20 protein-coding genes and 1 pseudogene are annotated in these 20,055 nt (G+C 53.6%); 14 read left to right on the forward strand and 7 right to left on the reverse strand.

Annotated features, from left to right (window positions below):
* The first annotated feature begins 12 nt into the window (after positions 1-12).
* The 3 genes and pseudogenes from CVU69_08360 to CVU69_08370 all read left to right on the forward strand — a co-directional run bounded on the left by CVU69_08360 (position 13) and on the right by CVU69_08370 (position 940).
* The gene (locus tag CVU69_08360) at positions 13-192 is read left to right on the forward strand and encodes a CsbD family protein (GenBank protein PKN12199.1); all 180 of its coding nucleotides are present in this window, start codon (positions 13-15) and stop codon (positions 190-192) included.
* An 18-nt stretch (positions 193-210) separates the two neighbouring features.
* Positions 211-393: pseudogene (locus tag CVU69_08365) on the forward strand (copper resistance protein CopA).
* A gap of 295 nt (positions 394-688) precedes the next feature.
* On the forward strand, positions 689-940 hold the full coding sequence (locus tag CVU69_08370; protein ID PKN12200.1) for a hypothetical protein: 252 nt from the start codon (positions 689-691) through the stop codon (positions 938-940).
* 127 nt (positions 941-1,067) lie between these two features.
* Here CVU69_08370 and CVU69_08375 read toward each other — a convergent pair whose 3' ends face one another.
* The gene (locus CVU69_08375; GenBank protein ID PKN12272.1) at positions 1,068-1,337 is read right to left on the reverse strand and encodes a cytochrome C; all 270 of its coding nucleotides are present in this window, start codon (positions 1,335-1,337) and stop codon (positions 1,068-1,070) included.
* A 638-nt stretch (positions 1,338-1,975) separates the two neighbouring features.
* On the reverse strand, positions 1,976-2,722 hold the full coding sequence (locus CVU69_08380) for a hydrolase (protein PKN12273.1): 747 nt from the start codon (positions 2,720-2,722) through the stop codon (positions 1,976-1,978).
* Between the two features lie 191 nt (positions 2,723-2,913).
* Here CVU69_08380 and CVU69_08385 point away from each other — a divergent pair, with 191 nt between their 5' ends.
* The 11 genes from CVU69_08385 (at position 2,914) to carB (ending at position 14,838) form a co-directional block, all read left to right on the forward strand.
* Positions 2,914-3,390: an enoyl-CoA hydratase gene (locus tag CVU69_08385; GenBank protein PKN12201.1), complete on the forward strand. Its 477-nt coding sequence runs from the start codon at positions 2,914-2,916 to the stop codon at positions 3,388-3,390.
* Positions 3,391-3,499: 109 nt separating this feature from the next.
* Positions 3,500-5,299 carry an elongation factor 4 gene (locus CVU69_08390; protein ID PKN12202.1) on the forward strand — a complete coding sequence of 600 codons (1,800 nt, stop codon included), beginning with the start codon at positions 3,500-3,502 and terminating at the stop codon, positions 5,297-5,299.
* Positions 5,300-5,303: 4 nt separating this feature from the next.
* Positions 5,304-5,990: a signal peptidase I gene (lepB, locus tag CVU69_08395; protein PKN12274.1), complete on the forward strand. Its 687-nt coding sequence runs from the start codon at positions 5,304-5,306 to the stop codon at positions 5,988-5,990.
* Positions 5,991-6,229: 239 nt separating this feature from the next.
* A complete protein-coding gene (locus CVU69_08400) occupies positions 6,230-6,760 on the forward strand; it encodes a bifunctional pyr operon transcriptional regulator/uracil phosphoribosyltransferase PyrR (GenBank protein ID PKN12203.1) in 531 nt (176 codons plus the stop codon).
* A 22-nt stretch (positions 6,761-6,782) separates the two neighbouring features.
* The gene (locus CVU69_08405; GenBank protein ID PKN12204.1) at positions 6,783-7,712 is read left to right on the forward strand and encodes an aspartate carbamoyltransferase; all 930 of its coding nucleotides are present in this window, start codon (positions 6,783-6,785) and stop codon (positions 7,710-7,712) included.
* 153 nt (positions 7,713-7,865) lie between these two features.
* Positions 7,866-9,140 carry a dihydroorotase gene (locus tag CVU69_08410; GenBank protein ID PKN12205.1) on the forward strand — a complete coding sequence of 425 codons (1,275 nt, stop codon included), beginning with the start codon at positions 7,866-7,868 and terminating at the stop codon, positions 9,138-9,140.
* A gap of 68 nt (positions 9,141-9,208) precedes the next feature.
* A complete protein-coding gene (locus CVU69_08415) occupies positions 9,209-10,339 on the forward strand; it encodes a carbamoyl phosphate synthase small subunit (protein PKN12206.1) in 1,131 nt (376 codons plus the stop codon).
* Entirely contained in the window at positions 10,336-10,665 is a 330-nt protein-coding gene (locus CVU69_08420) for a hypothetical protein (GenBank protein ID PKN12207.1), read from the forward strand. Before CVU69_08415 ends, CVU69_08420 begins: the two co-directional genes overlap by 4 nt.
* A gap of 4 nt (positions 10,666-10,669) precedes the next feature.
* Complete coding sequence (locus CVU69_08425; GenBank protein PKN12208.1) at positions 10,670-11,095, forward strand: hypothetical protein; 426 nt, start codon at positions 10,670-10,672, stop codon at positions 11,093-11,095.
* On the forward strand, positions 11,088-11,504 hold the full coding sequence (locus CVU69_08430; GenBank protein PKN12209.1) for a transcriptional regulator: 417 nt from the start codon (positions 11,088-11,090) through the stop codon (positions 11,502-11,504). Before CVU69_08425 ends, CVU69_08430 begins: the two co-directional genes overlap by 8 nt.
* A gap of 91 nt (positions 11,505-11,595) precedes the next feature.
* Positions 11,596-14,838: a carbamoyl phosphate synthase large subunit gene (gene carB / locus CVU69_08435; protein ID PKN12210.1), complete on the forward strand. Its 3,243-nt coding sequence runs from the start codon at positions 11,596-11,598 to the stop codon at positions 14,836-14,838.
* Positions 14,839-14,927: 89 nt separating this feature from the next.
* Here carB and CVU69_08440 read toward each other — a convergent pair whose 3' ends face one another.
* The 5 genes from CVU69_08440 to ptsP all read right to left on the reverse strand — a co-directional run bounded on the left by CVU69_08440 (position 14,928) and on the right by ptsP (position 19,976).
* Positions 14,928-15,524 (reverse strand): hypothetical protein, encoded by a 597-nt coding sequence (locus CVU69_08440; GenBank protein PKN12211.1) that lies wholly within the window; start codon positions 15,522-15,524, stop codon positions 14,928-14,930.
* Between the two features lies 1 nt (position 15,525).
* The gene (locus tag CVU69_08445) at positions 15,526-15,972 is read right to left on the reverse strand and encodes a hypothetical protein (GenBank protein PKN12275.1); all 447 of its coding nucleotides are present in this window, start codon (positions 15,970-15,972) and stop codon (positions 15,526-15,528) included.
* Between the two features lie 105 nt (positions 15,973-16,077).
* Positions 16,078-17,001 carry a hypothetical protein gene (locus tag CVU69_08450; GenBank protein ID PKN12212.1) on the reverse strand — a complete coding sequence of 308 codons (924 nt, stop codon included), beginning with the start codon at positions 16,999-17,001 and terminating at the stop codon, positions 16,078-16,080.
* Complete coding sequence (locus CVU69_08455; protein PKN12213.1) at positions 17,001-17,627, reverse strand: CoA pyrophosphatase; 627 nt, start codon at positions 17,625-17,627, stop codon at positions 17,001-17,003. Before CVU69_08455 ends, CVU69_08450 begins: the two co-directional genes overlap by 1 nt.
* Entirely contained in the window at positions 17,628-19,976 is a 2,349-nt protein-coding gene (gene ptsP / locus CVU69_08460; protein PKN12214.1) for a phosphoenolpyruvate--protein phosphotransferase, read from the reverse strand.
* Positions 19,977-20,055 lie beyond the last annotated feature (79 nt).

A 20,055-nucleotide genomic window follows, 5' to 3' on the forward strand; every position in this document is an offset into this window, starting at 1 on the left:
AAGGAGAACATCATGAAATCGAGCATGAAGGACAAGGCAGAAGGGACGTTGCACGAATTGAAGGGAAAGGTTAAGGAGGTCGCCGGGAAGATCACCGATAATCCAAAGTTGCAAGCCGAAGGCACCGGTGAAAAACTTGCGGGTAAAGTGCAAAAAAAGGTCGGTGATGTCAAGAAGGCTGTGGGGAAGTAGTCCGCGCGGCGACTCCTTATGAACAACGTCACTGGCCAGACCTTCACCTCCGATTTCGATCTGCGGCAATCCGGCACTTACTGGTATCACAGCCATACCATGCTTCAGGAACCGCGGGGTATGTATGGATCGCTGGTCATCGCGCCGCAAGTTAAGGGCAGGTTTGACCGGCTCCGTGATCATGTCGTGGTGTTGTCCGACTGTGAGAGCTCGGTATTGCATTCCCACAAACCCGTCAGCGAAATTCGCCTCACCCTCGATGGCGATATGGAGCGCTACGTCTGGTTTGTGAATAACAAACCTCTCTTTGAAACCGATCATATTGGAATTAAACGCGATGAAATTGTACGCTTCATCATGATCAAGCACACCGTCGATGTCCCCCCGATGACGACCACCGTCATCGAGTTTGTGGCGGAAGAGCTCGGCGACTGGTTTTTTCACTGCCACCTAAGTGGTTTGCGTTCACTCCGAAAAGCACGAAGGCATTTTTAGGATGTGCTATCTGTTGCCCCTCAATATCGGGTCGCGAGTGAGGGTGGACACAGCCGGAGAATTTCAGTTCACGGTTGATAAGCACATGGAACTTACGCCGCGACTGGAGATATTTACAGAAGCTGAATATGGCACCGGAGAAAAGTGGGAATCCCGGGCGGGGGGCAACTATCTGCTGGCCAAGAATTTTTCTCTGGTCGGCCAGTGGCATTCCCGCTTCGGCTGGGGAGGCGGTCTGCGTTGGCAGTTTTGAAGGATCGCTGGCGGGCCGGTCGTAGCGCAACCAAAGAACGCCAACTAGGGAAAAAAGCCGCCAACCCGGATGACGATGGGTTGGCGGCTTTTTTCTGCTCTTTTAAGTCGTATCTAAAAGTTTATGTTCATCCTTTTTTATGACAACCGGTGCATTGGGTGGGACCGGAACCTTGCTGCTGATGACATCCCTTGCAGAGTAGATGCGCCTTGTCCTTTCCCAGGACGATCTTGGCCGGCGCTTCGGTGGAGTGACAACTGTTACAAGCATTGTTCGCGGCATGCTGCTGGTGATTAAAGGACACATTGCCATTGGTGGCTTTATAGATCACAGTCGGGGGGGCGGTCGAAGGAGTTGCTGCTGGTTTCACGGCCGGAGTTTCGGGCACGGGGGCCACCGGAGTTGGTTGTACGGTCGTGGCCGGTGCGACCTTTTCTGTCTCGATTGGAACCACCTTCACAGGTGCGGGCGGAGCCGGGATGATTGTGGCGGCGGGGGGAGAAGTTGTGTCCGCAACGACCGGAGGCGGCTCCACCCGGGCGGCCGGTTCCTGCTGAGCGGCGACGACTGGCTCCGGTTTCGGTGCTGGCGGCGCTGTTCCCTGTTGCTTGCAGCCTCCTGCAAACAGAATGACGGTGACGAGAGCGGACAGCCAAATGGTGTGGTTCATTGTTGTTCTCCTTAGTGGAAATGTTGGATAGTTGCTCAGGCTTCAGAGTGTAGCAGCGCAACTCTAAATGTCCAGAAAGGTTGGACCTGATAGTTTTTCAAGGCTTAGTAGTTCATCTTTTTGGCCTGGCCGGGAGGAAGATTGCCGCGGTGATGGCCATCGACAATGATGCAGCCAGCCAGATTTGAAAAAAGAAATGCCGTGAGTGCAAAAAACATAAGTGAACGGATCATGATAAATCTCCTGATGTATAGTGAAGCGTTAAGGGTAGAGCTTGACTTGGAGCGGCGAAAATTCGAGGGGAGGCGTCGATCTTTATGTTTACCTTTCCGATAGTTCGGTTGTGATGATCGGGCGCTGTTGTATCAGAAATAACTCCTTGCACCGAGAAAACGTTCGCTATAGTAAGGATGGTGTAGCGATTCAATCTGGACGTTCTCGCCGGTGCGCGGTGCGTGGATGAAACGGTTTTCGCCGATGTAAAGGCCGACGTGGGACACGATCCCTTTTTTGCGGGTGGCAAAGAAGACAAGATCGCCAAGGCGTAATTCCTCTTTGCTGATGGCTTGACCGGCACTGTATTGCTGTTGTGAAACGCGAGGGAGATTCAGCCCGTTCAGGCGATAACTGACCATGGTCAATCCGCTGCAGTCGAATCCATCTTCGTCAGTCGTCCCCCCCCATCGATAAGGTATGCCGAGATAGCGCAGAGCGGTTTGGACGAGTTCGTTACGCAAATCACCGCTGTGAGTCTGGTCGATGTGGGCAATAGCATACTCTTGCGGGGCGACAATGTAAAAATCGGCAATCACTCCCTGTTCTTTGAGTCTGAGGGCTTGCGTCTGTGCCTCTTGCCACTCTCTGAAATTACCGAATCTGACCTTGTAAAGACCGGAGTCGTGGCGAAAATAGAAAGATTCCATCCCACGGCGGTCGAGGTCACTATCGAGGCGCACGGCGTTATCAAGATTAGCAAAGGCTCCGACCTGAATAGTATAGCCGAGGCGGGGCAGGGACGAGGCGATAATGGCGTTAAGCAGTTCGGCGATGGGATCAGGGGGATCAGTAGCGTTGACCGCCGGTGCCGACAGCGGCAATACCAGCAGGACCATGAACGGGAGTATGAGCGCGCAACGACGAAAGAACGGGTGCATGAGCCATCCTGACTTTTTTTGCTGTTACAAAGTAAATTTGTTATATTCGGCTGTAAATATGGAATGACGGAGTATTATTCCATCCCGCCTTCCTTTATTCAAGAGATCAATCCTGCCTCTGCATGAAAACATTTCTGAGAGAATTAACTATGCCCTCAACAACCGAACTTCTGGAACGCCTCAACTCACAGCGCGGCACTGAAATCCACGTCGGGCCGTGGCTGACCATCACTCAGGAGCGGATTGACGCTTTTGCCGAGGTGACCGGTGATGTGCAGTGGATTCATACCGATGTGGAGCGGGCCCGGCGCGAATCCCCCTACGGGACAACCGTTGCACACGGTTATCTCACCCTGTCATTGCTTCCCTGCCTTACCGAGAGTAACCATCCTGATTTCTTTGCCAGCAACTATCCGGGGATGCGCTATCGCGTTAATTATGGGCTCAATCGCGTCCGTTTCCCGGCGCCGGTCAAAGCCGGGGCCCGCATCCGCGCCCGCTCGACCCTCCTCGATTTCGAAGCGTTGCCCAAGTGCGTACAGATAATCTATCTGTTGACCATCGAGATTGAAGGGGAAGTGAAACCGGCCTGCATTGCCGAGTCGGTCGTCCGCGTCTATCCTTGAGATTTTCAGCTTTTTCTTTACAAATCCCCCTCGTCTCGTATAAATTATGCGGTCGCATCAAGGCGCTGTTCTGTGCAGCGTCATCGTCGCTGCTTCGCAAAGGGAGTTCATGGATACCACGCTGATTCGCAACTTTTCGATTATTGCTCATATTGATCACGGTAAATCGACCCTCGCCGACCGACTTCTGGAAGCGACGGGTGCGTTGCAGTCCCGCGAGATGTCAAATCAGTTCCTTGACAAGATGGATCTGGAACGGGAACGCGGGATCACCATCAAGGCCCAGGCGGTTCGCCTTAACTACACAGCTGACGACGGCAAGACCTATATTCTCAACCTCATCGATACGCCGGGGCATGTTGACTTTACCTATGAGGTCAGTCGTTCCCTGTCAGCTTGTGAAGGGGCATTGTTAGTCGTCGATGCTTCGCAGGGGGTGGAAGCCCAGACCCTCGCCAACGTTTATCTCGCCATTGATCAGAACCTTGAAGTCTTTCCGGTCCTCAACAAGATCGACCTGCCGGCGGCCGATCCGGCGCGGGTCAAGACGGAGATCGAAGAGATTATCGGTCTCGATACCTCCGATGCGGTGGAAGCGAGCGCCAAGGCAGGGATCGGCATCCACGAGATTCTCGAAGCAATCGTCAAGAAAGTCCCGCCGCCGCAGGGAGATGTTACGGCACCGCTGAAAGTCTTGATCTTCGATTCCTGGTACGATGCTTATCAGGGGGTCATCATTCTCGTCCGCGTCATTCATGGCACGGTTCGCAAGGGTGAGAAGATCTTCCTGATGGCGAGTCGCAAGAGCCATGAAGTTTTGAAGGTTGGCGTCTTCACCCCGCATATGACTGAGGTCGATGAGCTCGGCCCCGGTGAAGTCGGCTTCCTGATCGCCGGCATCAAGGTTGTCTCCGATGCCAAGGTCGGCGACACCTTGACCCACTTCCATCGCCAGACCCCGGAAGCCTTCCCCGGTTTCAAAGTGGTCAATCCGATGGTCTTCTCCGGCCTCTATCCGATCGATAGCACCGAATACGATCTGCTGCGGGATGCCCTGGAGAAGCTGCGCTTGAACGATGCTTCCTTCTCCTTTGAGCCGGAGAACTCCATGGCTCTCGGTTTCGGCTTCCGCTGCGGTTTTCTCGGTCTTCTCCACCTCGAAATTATTCAGGAGCGCCTGGAGCGGGAATTCGGGGTCGATCTGATCACGACCGCACCGACCGTCCCTTTTCGGGTCACCACCACTAAAGGGGAAGTCATCACCGTCGAGAGTGCCAACAAGCTCCCGGAGCTTCAGTATATCGATTACATCGAAGAACCGTTTATCCTTGCCTCGATCCATGTGCCGAATGAATTTGTCGGCGCCGTCCTCGCCCTCTGTGAAGAGAAGCGCGGGGTGCAGCGGGAGATTCGTTATCTCACCGCGACCCGGATCATGATTATCTATGAACTCCCCCTCAATGAGATCGTTCTCGATTTTTATGACCGGCTCAAATCGATCAGTCGTGGCTATGCCTCCCTTGATTACGAACACCTCGATTATCGCCGCAGTGATTTGATCCGACTGAACGTCCTGATCAACGGCGATGCCGTTGATGCCCTCTCTCTCATTGTTCATCGCGACAAGGCGCAGTTTCGCGGTCGCGATCTGGTAGCCAAGATGCGGGAATTCATCCCCCGCCAGCAGTTTGAGGTCGCCATTCAAGCGGCGATCGGTACCAAGATCATTGCCCGTGAAACCGTCAAGGCATTGCGTAAGGACGTCACCGCCAAGTGCTATGGTGGCGATATCAGCCGTAAACGGAAGCTGCTCGAAAAGCAGAAAGAAGGGAAGAAGCGGATGAAGCAGGTCGGCAATGTCGAACTGCCGCAGGAAGCCTTTCTGGCTATTCTTAAAGTGAAAGAGTGAGATGATGAGTGCTGCAGAAGAGAAGCAAGTTGAAGCTGCGCCGGAAGCTCCGGTGCTTGCGCCTAAACCGCACAGAACAAAGACCAGGGAGTGGACGGAGTCGATCGTTGTTGCCCTGGTTCTGGCTCTGATTATTCGCACTTTTGTGATCCAGGCCTTCAAGATTCCTTCCGGGTCGATGGAGGATACCTTGCTGATCGGCGACCATCTCCTCGTCAGCAAATTCGTTTATGGCATGCAGATTCCCTTTACGGAGAAACGGATTTTGCGCTTCAAAGATCCGCAGCAAGGGGATGTAATCGTCTTTGAATTCCCCGAGGATCGGGATAAAAGTTACTTCGCAAAGCGGGATTTTATCAAACGAGTCGTCGGTGTCCCGGGAGATGTGGTCGAAGTTCGGGATAAACAGGTCTATGTCAACGGTCTGAAGTACGAATTGCCCCAGGCCATTCATAAAGAAGCCGATACCATGCCGGCAAAATCTGGCCCGCGTGACTTCATGAAACCGGTCACTGTCCCCGCTGATTCTTACTTTGTCATGGGTGACAATCGCGACCGCTCCTATGACAGTCGCTTCTGGGGCTTTGTCACGGAGCCGGAGATCAAGGGGAAAGCCTTTATTAAATATTGGTCCTGGGATTCAGAGCGCCATTTGCCGCGGTTTAGTCGTATTGGTAAACTGATTCATTAGCCCGTAATGCCCCGGCAAAAATCGATCATAACTAAAATTCTTCCGTTGACTTTCTGCCACTGCTCTTGGTAGGATTCGCGAAATTTTGAACAGCAGTTTCTGTCCCTTTTAAGTCGATCCTGTGAGGTTGACAAAGGTACTCATGAACACAAAAACTTTAGTCATTTTGAGAATACCTTTCTACTCAAGCAGTGGAGAGGTATTTTTTTTGTCCCAACCCCGATCAAAGAGGTGATTGAATGTCGCAAGATACGGTAATTCTTGATCAGGCTGGAATCGCCCGGGCGTTGACCCGGATTGCGCACGAAATTCTGGAAAAGAACAAGGGGACTGAGGATCTGGTCCTGGTCGGGATCCGCAGTGGCGGGGATCATCTGGCACGACTGTTGCGCGACCGGATTGCCGAGATTGAAGGGGTGGAGATCCCTCTTGGGACGGTCGACATTACCATGTATCGCGACGATATCAGCTCGCGCGGTACCCTGCCGGTCGGTAAAACAGAGATTCCCTTTGCTCTCGATGGTAAGAAGATCATCCTCGTCGACGAAGTCATCTTTACCGGGCGGACGATTCGCGCTGCTCTCGACGCCCTCATCGATATCGGTCGTCCCGACTGTATCCAGTTGGCGGTATTGATCGATCGCGGCCACCGGGAGTTGCCGATCCGTCCGGACTTTGTCGGACGCAATGTGCCGACCGCCCGCGATGAAGATATCTGTGTCTTTTTCGATCATGCGCAACCGATTGAAGTGCGCCTGGTTAAATCCTAACCTTACTTTCAGGAGAAGAGCGATGTCATTTCGGCACAAGCACATCATTGCCCTGCGTGATCTCAGTAAGGACGATATCGAGCAACTACTCAATACCGCCGAAAGTATGCGTGAGATCAACAGCCGTGAGATTAAAAAAGTCCCGACCCTGCGCGGCAAGACGATTATCAACCTTTTTTACGAATCATCGACCCGCACCCGCACCTCCTTTGAAATTGCCGGCAAGCGCCTCTCCGCCGATACGGTCAATATAACTTCGTCGAGCAGTTCGGCGACCAAGGGCGAGACGCTTGCCGACACCGCCCTGAATCTCCTGGCGATGAAGCCCGATATCATCGTCATGCGTCATGCCGTCTCGGGGAGTCATTATTTCCTTGCCGAGAAGGTCAATTGTTCGATTATCAATGCCGGCGATGGTGCCCACGAGCATCCTTCCCAGGGTCTTCTCGACATGTTGACGATCAAGGATAAATTCGGCCGTCTTGACGGGCTCAAGGTGGCGATTGTCGGTGACATTACCCACAGTCGTGTTGCTCGTTCCAATATTCAGGGGCTGACCAAGATGGGATCGTCGGTTTTTGTTGCCGGTCCGCCGACAATGATCCCTCCCGGCGTCGAGCGTCTCGGCAATGTCACGGTCTGCGCAACGATGAAGGATGCGATTCAGGATGCCGACGTGGTGATGATGCTGCGCATTCAGCAGGAGCGGCAGGGCAAGACGCTGATGCCGAATGCCCGCGAGTATTCCCGTTATTTCGGACTGAACCCGCAGAATCTCCAATATGCCAAGCCGAACGCCATGGTCATGCATCCCGGTCCGATCAATCGCGGCGTAGAAATGTCTTCCTATGTCGTTGATGGCAGCCAGTCGCACATCCTCAAGCAGGTGGAGAATGGCGTAGCAGTACGGATGGCGATGCTATATCACGTCTGCGGCGGCGAAATGGAATGAAACGGCCGCTTTTCCGCCAGCTCGGCGTAAGTCTTCGGGTTCGCTTGTGCGGCGTAGCTTGCTACGCCTCCGCGCTCTCCCTCGACAGCCTTGATCTGACGAAAAATCGACCATTTCCCCTTAACCTTTATTGCTACGAAGCGAGGTAATCATATGAATCTCTTGATCAAGAACGGCCGGATCATTGATCCGACACAAAATCTCGACCAGACCTGCGACCTGCTGGTCGAAAATGGGAAAATCAAAGAGATCGGCAATAAACTTGTCGCTCCGTCCGATGTGCAGAGTATCGATGCTTCCGGCTGTTATGTGACACCGGGACTCATCGATATGCACGTCCATCTGCGCGATCCCGGTCTCGAGTATAAGGAAGATATCGTCAGCGGCACCAAAGCGGCCGTGTCCGGCGGTTTTACCTCTGTCTGCTGCATGCCGAACACTAAGCCGGCCATCGACAACAAAGCGGTGGCGAGCTATATCATCAACAAAGCCAAAGCAGAAGGGTTCTGCAACGTCTTTCCGGTCGGTTCGATTACCCAGGGCTCAAAAGGGGACGCCTTGGCAGAGATGGGTGAATTGAAGGAGTCGGGCTGCGTCGCCGTCTCCGATGACGGCCATCCGGTGAAGAGTTCCGAGTTGATGCGACGCGCCCTGCAGTATGCAAATGGGATCGGTATCCCTCTGATCACCCACGCTGAAGATCTCGAGCTGGTCGGCGCCGGGACGATGAACGAGGGCTTTACCTCCACCGAGCTTGGTCTGAAAGGGATCCCCCACGTTGCCGAAGATATCGCCACCTCCCGCGATGTTCTCCTCGCCGAGTACACCGGCGCCCCGATTCATATTGCCCATGTTTCGACCTTAGGTTCGGTGCAGATCATTCGCGAAGCGAAGGGGAGGGGGGTCAAGGTCACCTGCGAGACCGCGCCCCATTATTTTACCCTTACCGACGATGCGGTGCGCGGGTACAATACCAATGCCAAGATGAATCCGCCTTTGCGCGAAGCCGCCGATGTCGCGGCGATCAAGGCCGGCCTGCAGGACGGCACCATCGACTGTATCGCCACTGACCATGCACCGCATCATATTGACGAAAAGGATGTTGAGTTTGATGTAGCGCTGAACGGGATTGTCGGTCTCGAAACCTCTCTGCCGTTATCCCTGAAACTGGTGAGTGAGGGGGTCTTGACCCTTGCGCAACTGGTTGAAAAGATGTCATGTAACCCAGCGAAAATCCTCAGTCTTGATCGCGGGACCCTGGCGGTCGGCGCGACTGCCGATTTGACGATTATCGATCCGGTCACCACCTGGAAGGTTGCAGCGGAAAAACTGGCAAGCAAGTCGAAAAATTCACCCTTTCTCGGCTGGGAAGTGCAAGGATGTGCCAAGGCAACGATTGTCGGCGGCGAGATTAAATTTCAACGGTAATTAATTCACCAATCATAAGGGCGAAAAATTTTCGCCCTTACAAAAACGATATGTTTCAGGAGAAATACATGAAAGCAGTTCTAGCCCTGGCCGACGGGCGCATCTTTACCGGAAAATCCTTCGGCGCAACGGGCGAAGCCCTCGGCGAAGTCGTCTTTAATACCGCCATGAGCGGTTACCAGGAAGTCCTCACCGACCCTTCCTACAAGGGGCAGATGGTCACCATGACCTACACCCAGATCGGTAACACCGGCATCAATTCCGAGGATATCGAGAGCCGCGGCCTCTTCCTTTCCGGTTTTATCGTCAAAGAGTATCAGGATTGCTACTCCAACTGGCGGGCGACCATGAGCCTCGATGCCTATCTCAAGGAGAACAGCATCGTCGCCATTCACGGTATCGACACCCGCGCCCTGACCCGCCATCTGCGTGATCACGGCGCTCAGAACGGCATTATCTCGACGATCGATTTCGATCCCGCCAGTCTGCTCCGTAAAGTGCGTGCTCAGCCGAGCATGGCCGGCCTTGATCTCGCCTCCGGTGTTTCCTGCGAAAAACCATATCAGTGGAACGAAGGGACCTGGCAATTAGGAAGCGGCTATCCGCAGGTCGATAGCAGTCAGCTTAAATACAAAGTCGTCGCCTACGACTTCGGCATCAAGTACAACATCCTCCGCTGTCTGGTCGATGCCGGCTGCGATGTCACCGTCGTTCCCGCCACCTTCCCGGCGGAAGCGGTGCTGGCGATGAATCCCGACGGTATCTTCTTCAGCAACGGTCCCGGTGACCCCGAGCCGGTGCTGGCCGCGCAGGAGATTATTCGCGCCTTTGTCGGCAAGAAGCCGATCTTCGGCATCTGTCTCGGTCATCAGCTCATGGGTCTCGCTCTTGGTGGCCGGACGATGAAGCTCCCCTTCGGCAATCACGGTTCCAATCTGCCGGTCGTCGATCATGCCACCGGCAAGGTGGAGATTACCGCCCAGAATCACGGCTTCTGTGTCGATCTCGATTCCGTGGCGGAGATCTGTGAGCTTGCGCACGAAAATCTTAACGACCAGACGGTCGAGGGGATTCGCCACAAGAGTCTGCCGATCTTCTCGGTGCAGCATCATCCGGAAGCCTCGCCCGGTCCACATGATTCGCAGTATCTCTTTGGCCGTTTCGTTGAGTTGATGGAGAAGGAACGCGCCACGGCATGAGAACCGTCGTCCTGCTGGTCATATCGAATATCTTTATGACTTTTGCCTGGTACGCGCACCTCAAGCACCTGCACAATCGCCACTGGTTCATCGCCGTCCTTCTTTCGTGGGGGATCGCTTTTTTCGAATATCTGGTCATGGTGCCGGCCAATCGCATCGGTTACAATGGCAGTTTTACTCTGGCCCAGCTCAAGATCACTCAGGAGGTGATCACACTTTGTGTATTCATCCCCTTTGCGGTCTTTTACATGGGGGTGCCGCTCAAGTGGGATTATCTCTGGTCCGGGTGTTGCATGGCCGGCGCGGTTTATTTTATTTTTCGATGAGTTGATGATGGAAAACAAAGAGATCGCCGACATTGTTGCCGCTTACTGCGCCGAACGTCCGGAGATCGTCGCCTGTTACCTCTTTGGCTCGCAGGCCACAGGAAAGGCGCGGTCTGACAGCGACGTTGATCTTGGTTTTCTGCTGAAGAGTGATATCCCACGAAGTAACTATACCGACCTGAGTCTTGAATATTTTGTACGACTTTCCAGAATGTTACGGCAGGACATTCATCCGCTGATTATGAACAGTGCCGGCGAGTTGGTCCTGGAACAGATTTTTCGTAAAGGGATGTCGATCTATGGTGGGGATTCCTTCGACTGCGCCTATTTCCGCATGGTACAAACGGTGCAGATCGCTGAATTCTCTCCGCTTCGCAAACTGACGGAAGATTCGTTTCTGGCGAGACTGAAGGAAAAGTACAATGGTTGATCGCCGCATTATTATAGAAAAGGCTGACACTATAGAGCAGAGTCTGCAACGGGTTGTCGAACGTCGGGGGAGCAACTGCGCAGTGTTCTCAGCCGATCGTGATTTGCAGGATAGCGTGATTCTTCACCTTATGCAGGCCGTGCAGGGTTGTATTGATTTGGCTGCACACGTCGTAAGTGACGAAGGTTTAGGTGTTGCTTCCAGTACCCGTGATTTTTTCTATATCCTCTCCGATAAGAAACTGATTGAGGCTGAATTAAGCGAGAAGATGGTCAAGGCGGTCGGCTTCCGTAACCTGTTAGCTCACGAATATGCCAAACTTGATCTAGCTCAGGTGTACGCTATCGCCACTGAGGGGGTTCGCGATCTGGAAGCTTTTCTAGCCGCTATGCTACGGCGGTTTGTGTGATTGCATTTGTTGCTTTCATCGTTCTCATGTTTAATGTCTTAACTAAACGTTATTTCGCAGACGCTCTACATAATTCAAGGAGTTCACAGTAATGCCCAAAAGAACCGACATACACAAGATTCTCATCATCGGCGCTGGCCCCATTGTTATCGGCCAGGCGTGCGAATTCGACTATTCCGGCACCCAGGCGTGCAAAGCGCTGAAAGAAGAGGGGTACGAAGTTATTCTCCTCAACAGTAACCCGGCGACGATCATGACCGATCCTGACTTTGCCGATCGCACCTATATCGAGCCGGTGACTCCGGAGATCCTCGCCAAGATCATTGAGAAGGAACGTCCCGATGCCATCCTGCCAACCCTCGGTGGCCAGACCGCTCTTAATACCGCGGTAGCGGTGGCTGAGGCGGGGATTCTCGAAAAATTCGGGGTGGAACTGATCGGCGCCAAACTGCCGGCGATCAAGAAGGCGGAAGATCGCACCCTCTTCAAGGCGGCGATGGAGAAGATTGGTTTGACCGTGCCGAAATCGGGCCTAGCGCATAACCGTGCGGAGGCGATGGAGGTGATTAAAAGCATTGGTTTCCCGGCGATCATCCGTCCTTCCTTCACCCTCGGCGGTACCGGCGGCGGCATCGCCTACAACATGGAAGAGTATGAGCGCATGGCGCTCTTCGGCATAGAATCGTCGCCGACCGATGAAGTCCTCGTCGAAGAGTCGGTGATCGGCTGGAAAGAGTACGAGCTCGAAGTCATGCGTGACACCGCTGATAACGTCGTGATCATCTGCTCCATCGAGAACTTCGATCCGATGGGGGTCCATACCGGCGACTCGATCACCGTTGCCCCGGCGCAGACCCTGACGGACAAGGAGTATCAGATCCTTCGGGATGCGTCCCTTAAGATTATTCGCGAGATCGGTGTCGATACCGGCGGTTCCAATATCCAGTTCGGCATCAATCCCCGTGACGGGCGCCTTGTTGTCATCGAGATGAATCCGCGCGTCTCACGCTCTTCTGCCCTGGCGTCCAAGGCGACCGGTTTTCCGATCGCCAAGATTGCCGCCAAGCTCGCCGTCGGTTATCGTCTCGACGAGATCCGTAACGACATTACCCGCGAGACCCCGGCCTGTTTCGAACCGACCATCGATTATGTCGTCACCAAGGTGCCGCGCTTTACTTTTGAAAAATTCCCGGCTGCCGATGCCACGCTGACGACACAGATGAAGTCGGTTGGCGAAGTTATGGCGATCGGCCGCACCTTCAAGGAGTCGTTGCAGAAGTCGTTGCGGGCACTGGAGGTTGGTGTCTGTGGTTTTGATTCGAAATTCTTCGATCTTAGCGACGATGTCCGCCGCGCTCTCTCCGAGAATGAGCGGCAACTCCTTCTCGATAAGTTGCGGGTACCGAATGCCGATCGTATCTGGTATCTGGCCGACGCGCTCCGCACTGGCATGAGTGTCGAGGAAATCTGTCAGATCACCTTCTTTGATCCCTGGTTTGTGCACAACATCCGCCAGATTATCGAAAAGGAGGAGGAACTCAAGGAGGTTGGCTGCGCAGGGATGTCCGTTGAAACCCTTCTGGAGGCGAAACAGTACGGCTTTTCCGACAAGATGCTCGGCAAGTTGTGGGGTAAAAGCGAAGATGAGGTACGCGCTTTGCGCCACGGTCTCAAAATCCGCCCGGTCTACAAGCGCGTCGATACCTGCGGCGCCGAATTTGTCGCATATACGCCTTACCTCTACTCCACCTATGAGGAGGAATGTGAAGCCGCGCCGACCGACCGCAAGAAGATCATGATCCTCGGCGGCGGACCAAACCGTATCGGTCAGGGGATCGAATTCGATTACTGCTGCGTGCACGGGGTCTTTGCTCTGGCTGAGGACGGCTACGAAACGATCATGGTTAACTGTAATCCTGAGACCGTCTCCACCGACTACGATACCTCGGATCGCCTCTATTTTGAGCCGCTGACCCTCGAAGATGTGCTGGAGATTGTCCACGTCGAGAAACCGGTTGGCGTCATTGTTCAGTTTGGCGGCCAGACGCCGCTGAAACTGGCGGTCGCCCTGGAGAAAGCCGGGGTGCCGATCATCGGGACTTCGCCAGACGCTATCGACCGCGCTGAAGACCGTGAGCGCTTTCAGGAGATGCTGCACAAACTCGGTCTGTTACAGCCGGAGAACGGTACCGCCCGCTCCTTCGATGAAGCCGAAGTTGTGGCCAATCGTATCGGCTACCCGGTTGTCGTCCGTCCTTCCTACGTCCTCGGCGGTCGGGCCATGGAGATCGTCTATGACGTCGAGAATCTGCGGCGCTACATGACGACGGCGGTGCTGGCGTCGCCGGAACATCCGATCCTCATCGACAAGTTTCTCAATGAAGCGATCGAGATCGATGTTGACGCCCTCTGCGACGGCAGCGAGGTAGTGATCGGCGGGATCATGGAGCATATCGAAGAGGCGGGGATTCACTCTGGCGATTCAGCCTGTTCTCTGCCGCCTTACACTCTGGCACAGGAAGTGATTGACGAGATACGCCGGCAAACGGTCATGATGGCTCTGGAGCTGAACGTCAAAGGGTTGATGAACGTGCAGTATGCCCTCAAGGATGGAAAAATCTACATCCTCGAAGTCAATCCGCGCGCGTCCCGCACCGCCCCTTTTGTTTCCAAAGCCACTGGACGCCCCCTTGCCAAGATTGCGGCACGGGTAATGGCCGGCAAAAGTCTCAAGGAGTTGGGGGTCTTTGGCGACATCGTCCCCTCCTACTATTCGGTCAAGGAAGCGGTCTTCCCCTTTGCCAAATTCCCCGGTGTCGATACCATTCTCGGGCCGGAGATGAAATCGACCGGTGAGGTCATGGGGATCGGCGACACCTTTGCTGAGGCCTTCGCCAAGGCGCAACTTGGCGCCAATGTCAAGCTCCCCTTGACGGGAAATGTTTTTATCAGTGTGCGCGATATCGATAAAAAGTGCATCCTTGAGACGGCGAGGAAGCTGCAGACATGTGGTTTCGGACTGATTGCCACCGATGGCACGGCGGCTTTCCTGATCGAAAAGGGGCTGAACGTTCGGCGTATCAACAAGGTTCTGCAGGGGAGACCGCATATCGTTGACGCTCTCAAAAATGGTGAGGTGCAGTTGGTGATCAATACGACGCACGGGGCGCAGGCGGTGATCGATTCTTACTCGATCCGACGCGAAGCCTTGATGCAGGGGATTGCTTACGACACCACCATCTCCGGTGCCAGTGCTATTGCTGACGCTATTATTGCTCTCAAAACGCAGGAACTGCGGGTCAAGCCGTTGCAAGATTATCTCGCAACCCTTTAAACTCGTTTGAAGAAATAAGAAACAACAATGGTCACGACTCCCTCATGGGATCGCGACCATTGTTGTTTCTTATTTGGCAATTTTGTTGTTTAGGATTTAGAGGTAAAACGTTCCATCGTTACGGCTATAGCATTTTTCTGCTCTTGCAGTTTTTCAATAATATCCTGCCTTGCTTCCGTACTTAAATCTTTTTTATAAATTTCTTGTTCCAGTTGATCGACATAGCTTGAAAGGCGTTCGTGGTCTTTTTTTAGAGAGATTACATAGCTGCGTAAATCGTCCGAAAAGAAATTGAATTGTTCGGCCAGTTCCTGCAAATCGTCCCATTTTCTTAAGCGGATCCTTATGTCAAGATTGCCGTTAATTAACTCGGTCAAGGCATGCTTCAAGCGATAGACTGGCCCGGCAATCTTATGGGTTAAAAAGATGCTGAGAATACTGAAGACTAAAATAGCCGCGCCGGTCGTCGGCCAGACCGTGCCGTGTAAAACAAGAAAAGTGCGGGCGGCTTCGGCCTTTTCTGCAAGGGAGTAGTCGAACAAAAGGGTAATTATTGAGGGTAAAAAGAGAATAATAGTCAAAATAAAAGTATAGGTGCCGAGTAAGAGGATAGTCAATAGCACGTATTTAAATTGGAAACGTTTGTCGATGAAATAGTTCGTGAAACTCCGTTTGTATAGTCTCATGTCAATTTCCCTGAATGTTTAACGCGTGTTCCGTCAGGACCAGGACGGTGTGATTCGAATCATTCGCCTGGGCTATAAGGGTGAAGCCGGCAGTATTGCCGGTGTAGCTGAGAGATGACGGGAAGAGGTCTCTACTGATCTGTTCTCGTAACAGTGGCGGGAGGATGGTGCGTCCCTGATCGTCATGGCCGGTAGTAAAATCAATGGTTGCCGGGTAGGAAGCGTTTGTCTCAGTAATCGAGTTCATCAACGTATCGCGGATGGTGAGCAGCGTATTTTGTGCAACGGTAATTTTGGCTTTGCCGACAAAATGTTGGTATGAAGGGATTGCCATTGCCGCAAGAACGCCGATTATTGCCACCACGATCAGCAGTTCGATCAAGGTGAAACCGGCGGCTCCTGTTACAGCCCGATGCGGATTTTGCTTGAGGGGGGGATAGGTATGCATGATAATTTTCTCACAATCGGCAAATACATAATACGTTGGCAGAAAAGAAAAAAATGTCATGTTTTTTTCTGGTTGTTTGCGATAGGTCCAGCGGTGTTAAAGATATCATTTGGAACTGCCGGGGATAAAGCGATAAGCGCCGGCGCCGTAAGCCGCCCCTTTACCGATATTCATCAAGGAGCCGAGGCGCAGCAGGGCAATGAGATCATCGGGGAGCTGCCCTTTTAGCCACAGTCGACCGCTGACCCCCCCGAGTTCGGTCAATATTCCATCACCCGAATGGCTGCGCCAATCGATCCAGCGCAACTCACTCACTTCTTCCTCTATCCCTGCGTTCATGGTCAATAGTTCTGCCGCCTCTGTAATTTCAATGTGGTTATAAAAGTAACAAAGTGCGGTTACGCGGCGCAGGATAAAGGGGAGAAGATGGCGAAATGCCGGGCGAAAGAGGGGTTTCTTCTTCACCAAAAGGCGCGCCGGGGTGATGATTTCCAGGCACCACTCGGTGCTCGGGGGCAGAGGATCAAAGCGCCAGGCGGCGATGATGCGCGGTGGATCGGCGCACTTTGTCATTCCTTTTTGCCAGATCGTTACTTCTTGTCCCGAGGCGTCAGCGGCGGACACGGAAGTGAGACAGCCATGCTGTTGGCGGTTGTTGAAGGCAAATGGTTGAACTCCTTTCATGGTTGTAATCAGATCATCAAGCAGAATAATCCCGTCCCCAAAGAGGTGACAGGAGATGCCCCCCTGTTCGGTCGCAGTTGGTGTCAGGATATTGGGGTGGGGCTGAAAGGCAAAGGACGGGGCAGGGCGTTGGTAGCGGCGTAGCGCCGTCGGGTCGTCGGGCAGGGCCGGGGTGAAGAGGCGTTCAAAAGGATCCGGATCGAGTAATTCCATCCCGATTTGGTGCAGTGGCGAGCGCAGCAGTAATTCGGGAAAAAGTGGTAAAACCCGTGGTGTCTCTAATTGATAGTGGAAGGAGATCGCTGCAAATTCGATATCCTGAAGATAAGAGCTAAGTGCGCGCATCAGGGGATCGGGGTCGCCGGCAGTGGAACACCGGTCAATTGCATGAAATGGCTCACCAGGCGATAAGTAATCCCCCAGAGGACGGTTCGGCCCGGGCCAAGGAGATCGATGGCAGGGCGTTCGAGTTGCTCCCCGCGGAACATGACATAATGCAAGCGCTGACGATCCGGGTCGGCAAGGTCCGCTAACGGTACCCAGAAGGTTTCATTGATCTCCCGGTTGGGAAAGAGCGGGGTGGATGCGGCGACACGATAGGAAAAACAGGACACGATCACCGGTAAATGGGCGCCGGCAACATCGTCAAGGCGTCCCAGAAACTCTTCCTTTTGCAGGTCAATACCGATCTCTTCAAGAGTTTCCCGCTCGGCCGCAGCTCGCACCGTTTCATCGTCGGCTTCAATGTGTCCCCCTGGAAAGGCGATATTCCCTGACCAGGGATCACCCTGGAATTCGGCCCGCAAAATAAAGAGGATCTCAACCCCGCGCCGGCCTTCTCTTAAAAGCAGGGCAACTGCGGCGTGCGTGTGTCCGGGCCAGGCGCTGCGCTCAGTCAGGCGGGGTTGATAGCTGGCAAGGGCGGAACGAAGGTGTCCAAGTGTGAAGTAGTAGTCGGGAGTTATATGCATTTATCGGGTGGTCTTCTTGCTGCGCATGAGGGCTGCACCGAGCTGTTGACGAATTTTACTGCTGTTTTCCAGGGTTAATATCTCTTTGGCGATTTTCCGGGTGGAGATGGTATTGAGGGTTGAAAGGATCTGTTTGACTTTAGGAATGTAGGGAGCTGCCATCGACATTTCACGAACGCCGATGCCGATCAAAAAGAGCAGGGCTTGCGGGTCGGTCGCCATTTCACCACAGATACAGAGCCCTTTATTGTGAGTGCGGGCGACGTCGGCCACATGCCGCAGTGCATGCAGTACGGCAGGGTGAAAGGGATCATAATAGTTCTTCACCAGGGGATTGTTGCGGTCGGCTGCGAGCATGTACTGCACCAGATCGTTGGTGCCGAGGGCAAAAAAGTCAACATGCTTTGCCAGCATCCCGATTAATTGCACGGCCGCCGGCACTTCGATCATGATCCCGACCGGTACAGAATCACTAAAGGGAATCCCTTCGCGCCTTAAATTCCCGGCCGCTTCTTCAACGATCTTACGGCAGGACAGGATCTCTTCAACGCCGCTGATCATCGGAAAGAGGAGTTTGACGTTGCCATGCACCGCCGCCATCAAGATGGCTTCAATCTGAGTGCGGAAAATATCCTGATAGTCGAGAGAGACGCGCACCGAGCGCCAACCCATAAAGGGGTTATCCTCCTTGGGAAGGGGGAAGTAAGGCAAAGCCTTGTCACCGCCGATATCGAGGGTCCGTATTGTCACCGGTTGACCGGCAAAGCCTTCAACCATGCGGCGATAAAGGAGGTATTGTTCGTGGCGGGAAGGGAAGGAACTGCGGGTCATGTAAGGAAATTCGGTGCGGTACAGGCCGATGCCTTCCGCGCCATTATGCACGGCAATACCGATGTCGCTCACCAAACCGACATTGGCACGCAGGCTGACCCGCTCTCCGTCGCTGGTCACGGCCAGTTGATCACGGAACTCCGCCAAGGACTCTTCTTCACGGTCCTGATCCCGTTCGATGCGCAGATATTCCGCGACAATATGTCGGGGCGGATTGATATACAGGCAACCTGAATTCGCATCGAGGATAAGGTGATCGTCGGGACGAATCGCCTGGATGACACCGAAGACCCCGACCAGCGCGGGAATGCCGAGGGATTTTGCCATGATCACCGCATGCGAGTTCATCTCGCCGACTTCCGTGACAATGCCGCGCACCTTGCTGTGGTCCAGGGTCGCCATGTCGGAAGGGAGGAGGCTGCGGGCGATCAGGACGCCGGCGTGCTTGAGTTGCAAGGGTTGGTATTCGTTGCCGAGGATATTGGTATGCAGGCGTCGAGCGATATCTTCCATGTCGACGGCCCGTTCTCGAAGGTAAGAGTCCTCCATCCGGGAAAAAGCTTCAATATATTCAGCGGCAACAGTTTTTAAAGCATGTTGGGCGCTGCGTCCCTGTTCAATTTCGCGGCGCAATTTTTCGATGAAGCCGCGATCCTCAAGGATCATCAGGTGGGTGTGGAAGATCGCGGCGTCATCTTCTGAGAGGCGTTCAGCGACCTGCTTTTCGAGGTAGATAGTTTCAATCCGGGTCTTTTCCAGGGCGCTTTCCAGGCGATTGAGCTCAAATTCCGGGTCTGACCATTCGTCGTCGAGAATATCGGTAAAACCGAGGCGTTCATCGAGAACATGCGCCGGTCCCGTTGCCAATCCCGGATAGGCGACCGTCCCGCGCAGAATGGATTGCGACTCTTTCCCCTTTTTTTTCTTCTTGTTATGGAGAAATGTTGAACGCGCCTTCGCTAGTTCCAAAGCGACATGACGCGATTCCTCCTCTTTCTGGCCGATGGAGTAAAGGAGGCGGGCATTAATAACAATAGAAGAGATCTGAAAAGCGATAGTGGAGAGGGCGCTGATCTCTTCGTTGGTAAAAGTACGGGGTTCTTTGGTCTGGATGACGATGACGCCGATGGGACTTTTCCGGTCAAAAAGCGGGATACCAAGAAATGAGTGGTAACGCTCTTCCCCTGTCTCCTTGAAGTAGCGATAGCGGGGATGGTTGTGGGGTTCAGGGATAGAGACAACTCGCCGTTCTTCCACGGCCAGACCGGTCAATCCCTCGCCGAGTTTCATCGAGACTTTGCCGACCGAGCGGGGCGAAAGTCCTTTGGACGCCCGTAAACGTAAGGTTTCACCATCGTCGTCAAAGAGGTAGATAGAACAGACTTCTGTTCCCATTCGTTTGGCAACCAGGGCGACGATGTTGCCAAGAGTCTCTTCGAGATCGTGGGATTGCAGAATCAGGGCGCTGATGTCTTCAAGGGTACTGATACCGAAATTTTCTGACTTGTTAATAGGCATATGTCATCCTGACAGGGGCAATGAGTTCAAATATTTTATCGTGAACCTGACCGGAATAACAGGAAAAAATAAAAAAAGC

This window comes from Deltaproteobacteria bacterium HGW-Deltaproteobacteria-4 (assembly GCA_002841765.1).
Taxonomy (GTDB): Bacteria; Desulfobacterota; Desulfuromonadia; order Desulfuromonadales; family UBA2197; genus UBA2197.

What these genes read in the sequence shown, in the direction of transcription:
- CVU69_08360 (PKN12199.1), top strand. Translation starts at nt 13, where the DNA reads ATGAAATCGAGCATGAAGGACAAGGCAGAAGGGACGTTGCACGAATTG.
- CVU69_08370 (PKN12200.1), top strand. Translation starts at nt 689, where the DNA reads ATGTGCTATCTGTTGCCCCTCAATATCGGGTCGCGAGTGAGGGTGGAC.
- CVU69_08380 (PKN12273.1), bottom strand. Translation starts at nt 2,722, where the DNA reads ATGGTCCTGCTGGTATTGCCGCTGTCGGCACCGGCGGTCAACGCTACT.
- CVU69_08385 (PKN12201.1), top strand. Translation starts at nt 2,914, where the DNA reads ATGCCCTCAACAACCGAACTTCTGGAACGCCTCAACTCACAGCGCGGC.
- CVU69_08390 (PKN12202.1), top strand. Translation starts at nt 3,500, where the DNA reads ATGGATACCACGCTGATTCGCAACTTTTCGATTATTGCTCATATTGAT.
- lepB (PKN12274.1), top strand. Translation starts at nt 5,304, where the DNA reads ATGAGTGCTGCAGAAGAGAAGCAAGTTGAAGCTGCGCCGGAAGCTCCG.
- CVU69_08400 (PKN12203.1), top strand. Translation starts at nt 6,230, where the DNA reads ATGTCGCAAGATACGGTAATTCTTGATCAGGCTGGAATCGCCCGGGCG.
- CVU69_08405 (PKN12204.1), top strand. Translation starts at nt 6,783, where the DNA reads ATGTCATTTCGGCACAAGCACATCATTGCCCTGCGTGATCTCAGTAAG.
- CVU69_08410 (PKN12205.1), top strand. Translation starts at nt 7,866, where the DNA reads ATGAATCTCTTGATCAAGAACGGCCGGATCATTGATCCGACACAAAAT.
- CVU69_08415 (PKN12206.1), top strand. Translation starts at nt 9,209, where the DNA reads ATGAAAGCAGTTCTAGCCCTGGCCGACGGGCGCATCTTTACCGGAAAA.
- CVU69_08420 (PKN12207.1), top strand. Translation starts at nt 10,336, where the DNA reads ATGAGAACCGTCGTCCTGCTGGTCATATCGAATATCTTTATGACTTTT.
- CVU69_08425 (PKN12208.1), top strand. Translation starts at nt 10,670, where the DNA reads ATGATGGAAAACAAAGAGATCGCCGACATTGTTGCCGCTTACTGCGCC.
- CVU69_08430 (PKN12209.1), top strand. Translation starts at nt 11,088, where the DNA reads ATGGTTGATCGCCGCATTATTATAGAAAAGGCTGACACTATAGAGCAG.
- carB (PKN12210.1), top strand. Translation starts at nt 11,596, where the DNA reads ATGCCCAAAAGAACCGACATACACAAGATTCTCATCATCGGCGCTGGC.
- CVU69_08440 (PKN12211.1), bottom strand. Translation starts at nt 15,524, where the DNA reads ATGAGACTATACAAACGGAGTTTCACGAACTATTTCATCGACAAACGT.
- CVU69_08445 (PKN12275.1), bottom strand. Translation starts at nt 15,972, where the DNA reads ATGCATACCTATCCCCCCCTCAAGCAAAATCCGCATCGGGCTGTAACA.
- CVU69_08450 (PKN12212.1), bottom strand. Translation starts at nt 17,001, where the DNA reads ATGCGCGCACTTAGCTCTTATCTTCAGGATATCGAATTTGCAGCGATC.
- CVU69_08455 (PKN12213.1), bottom strand. Translation starts at nt 17,627, where the DNA reads ATGCATATAACTCCCGACTACTACTTCACACTTGGACACCTTCGTTCC.
- ptsP (PKN12214.1), bottom strand. Translation starts at nt 19,976, where the DNA reads ATGCCTATTAACAAGTCAGAAAATTTCGGTATCAGTACCCTTGAAGAC.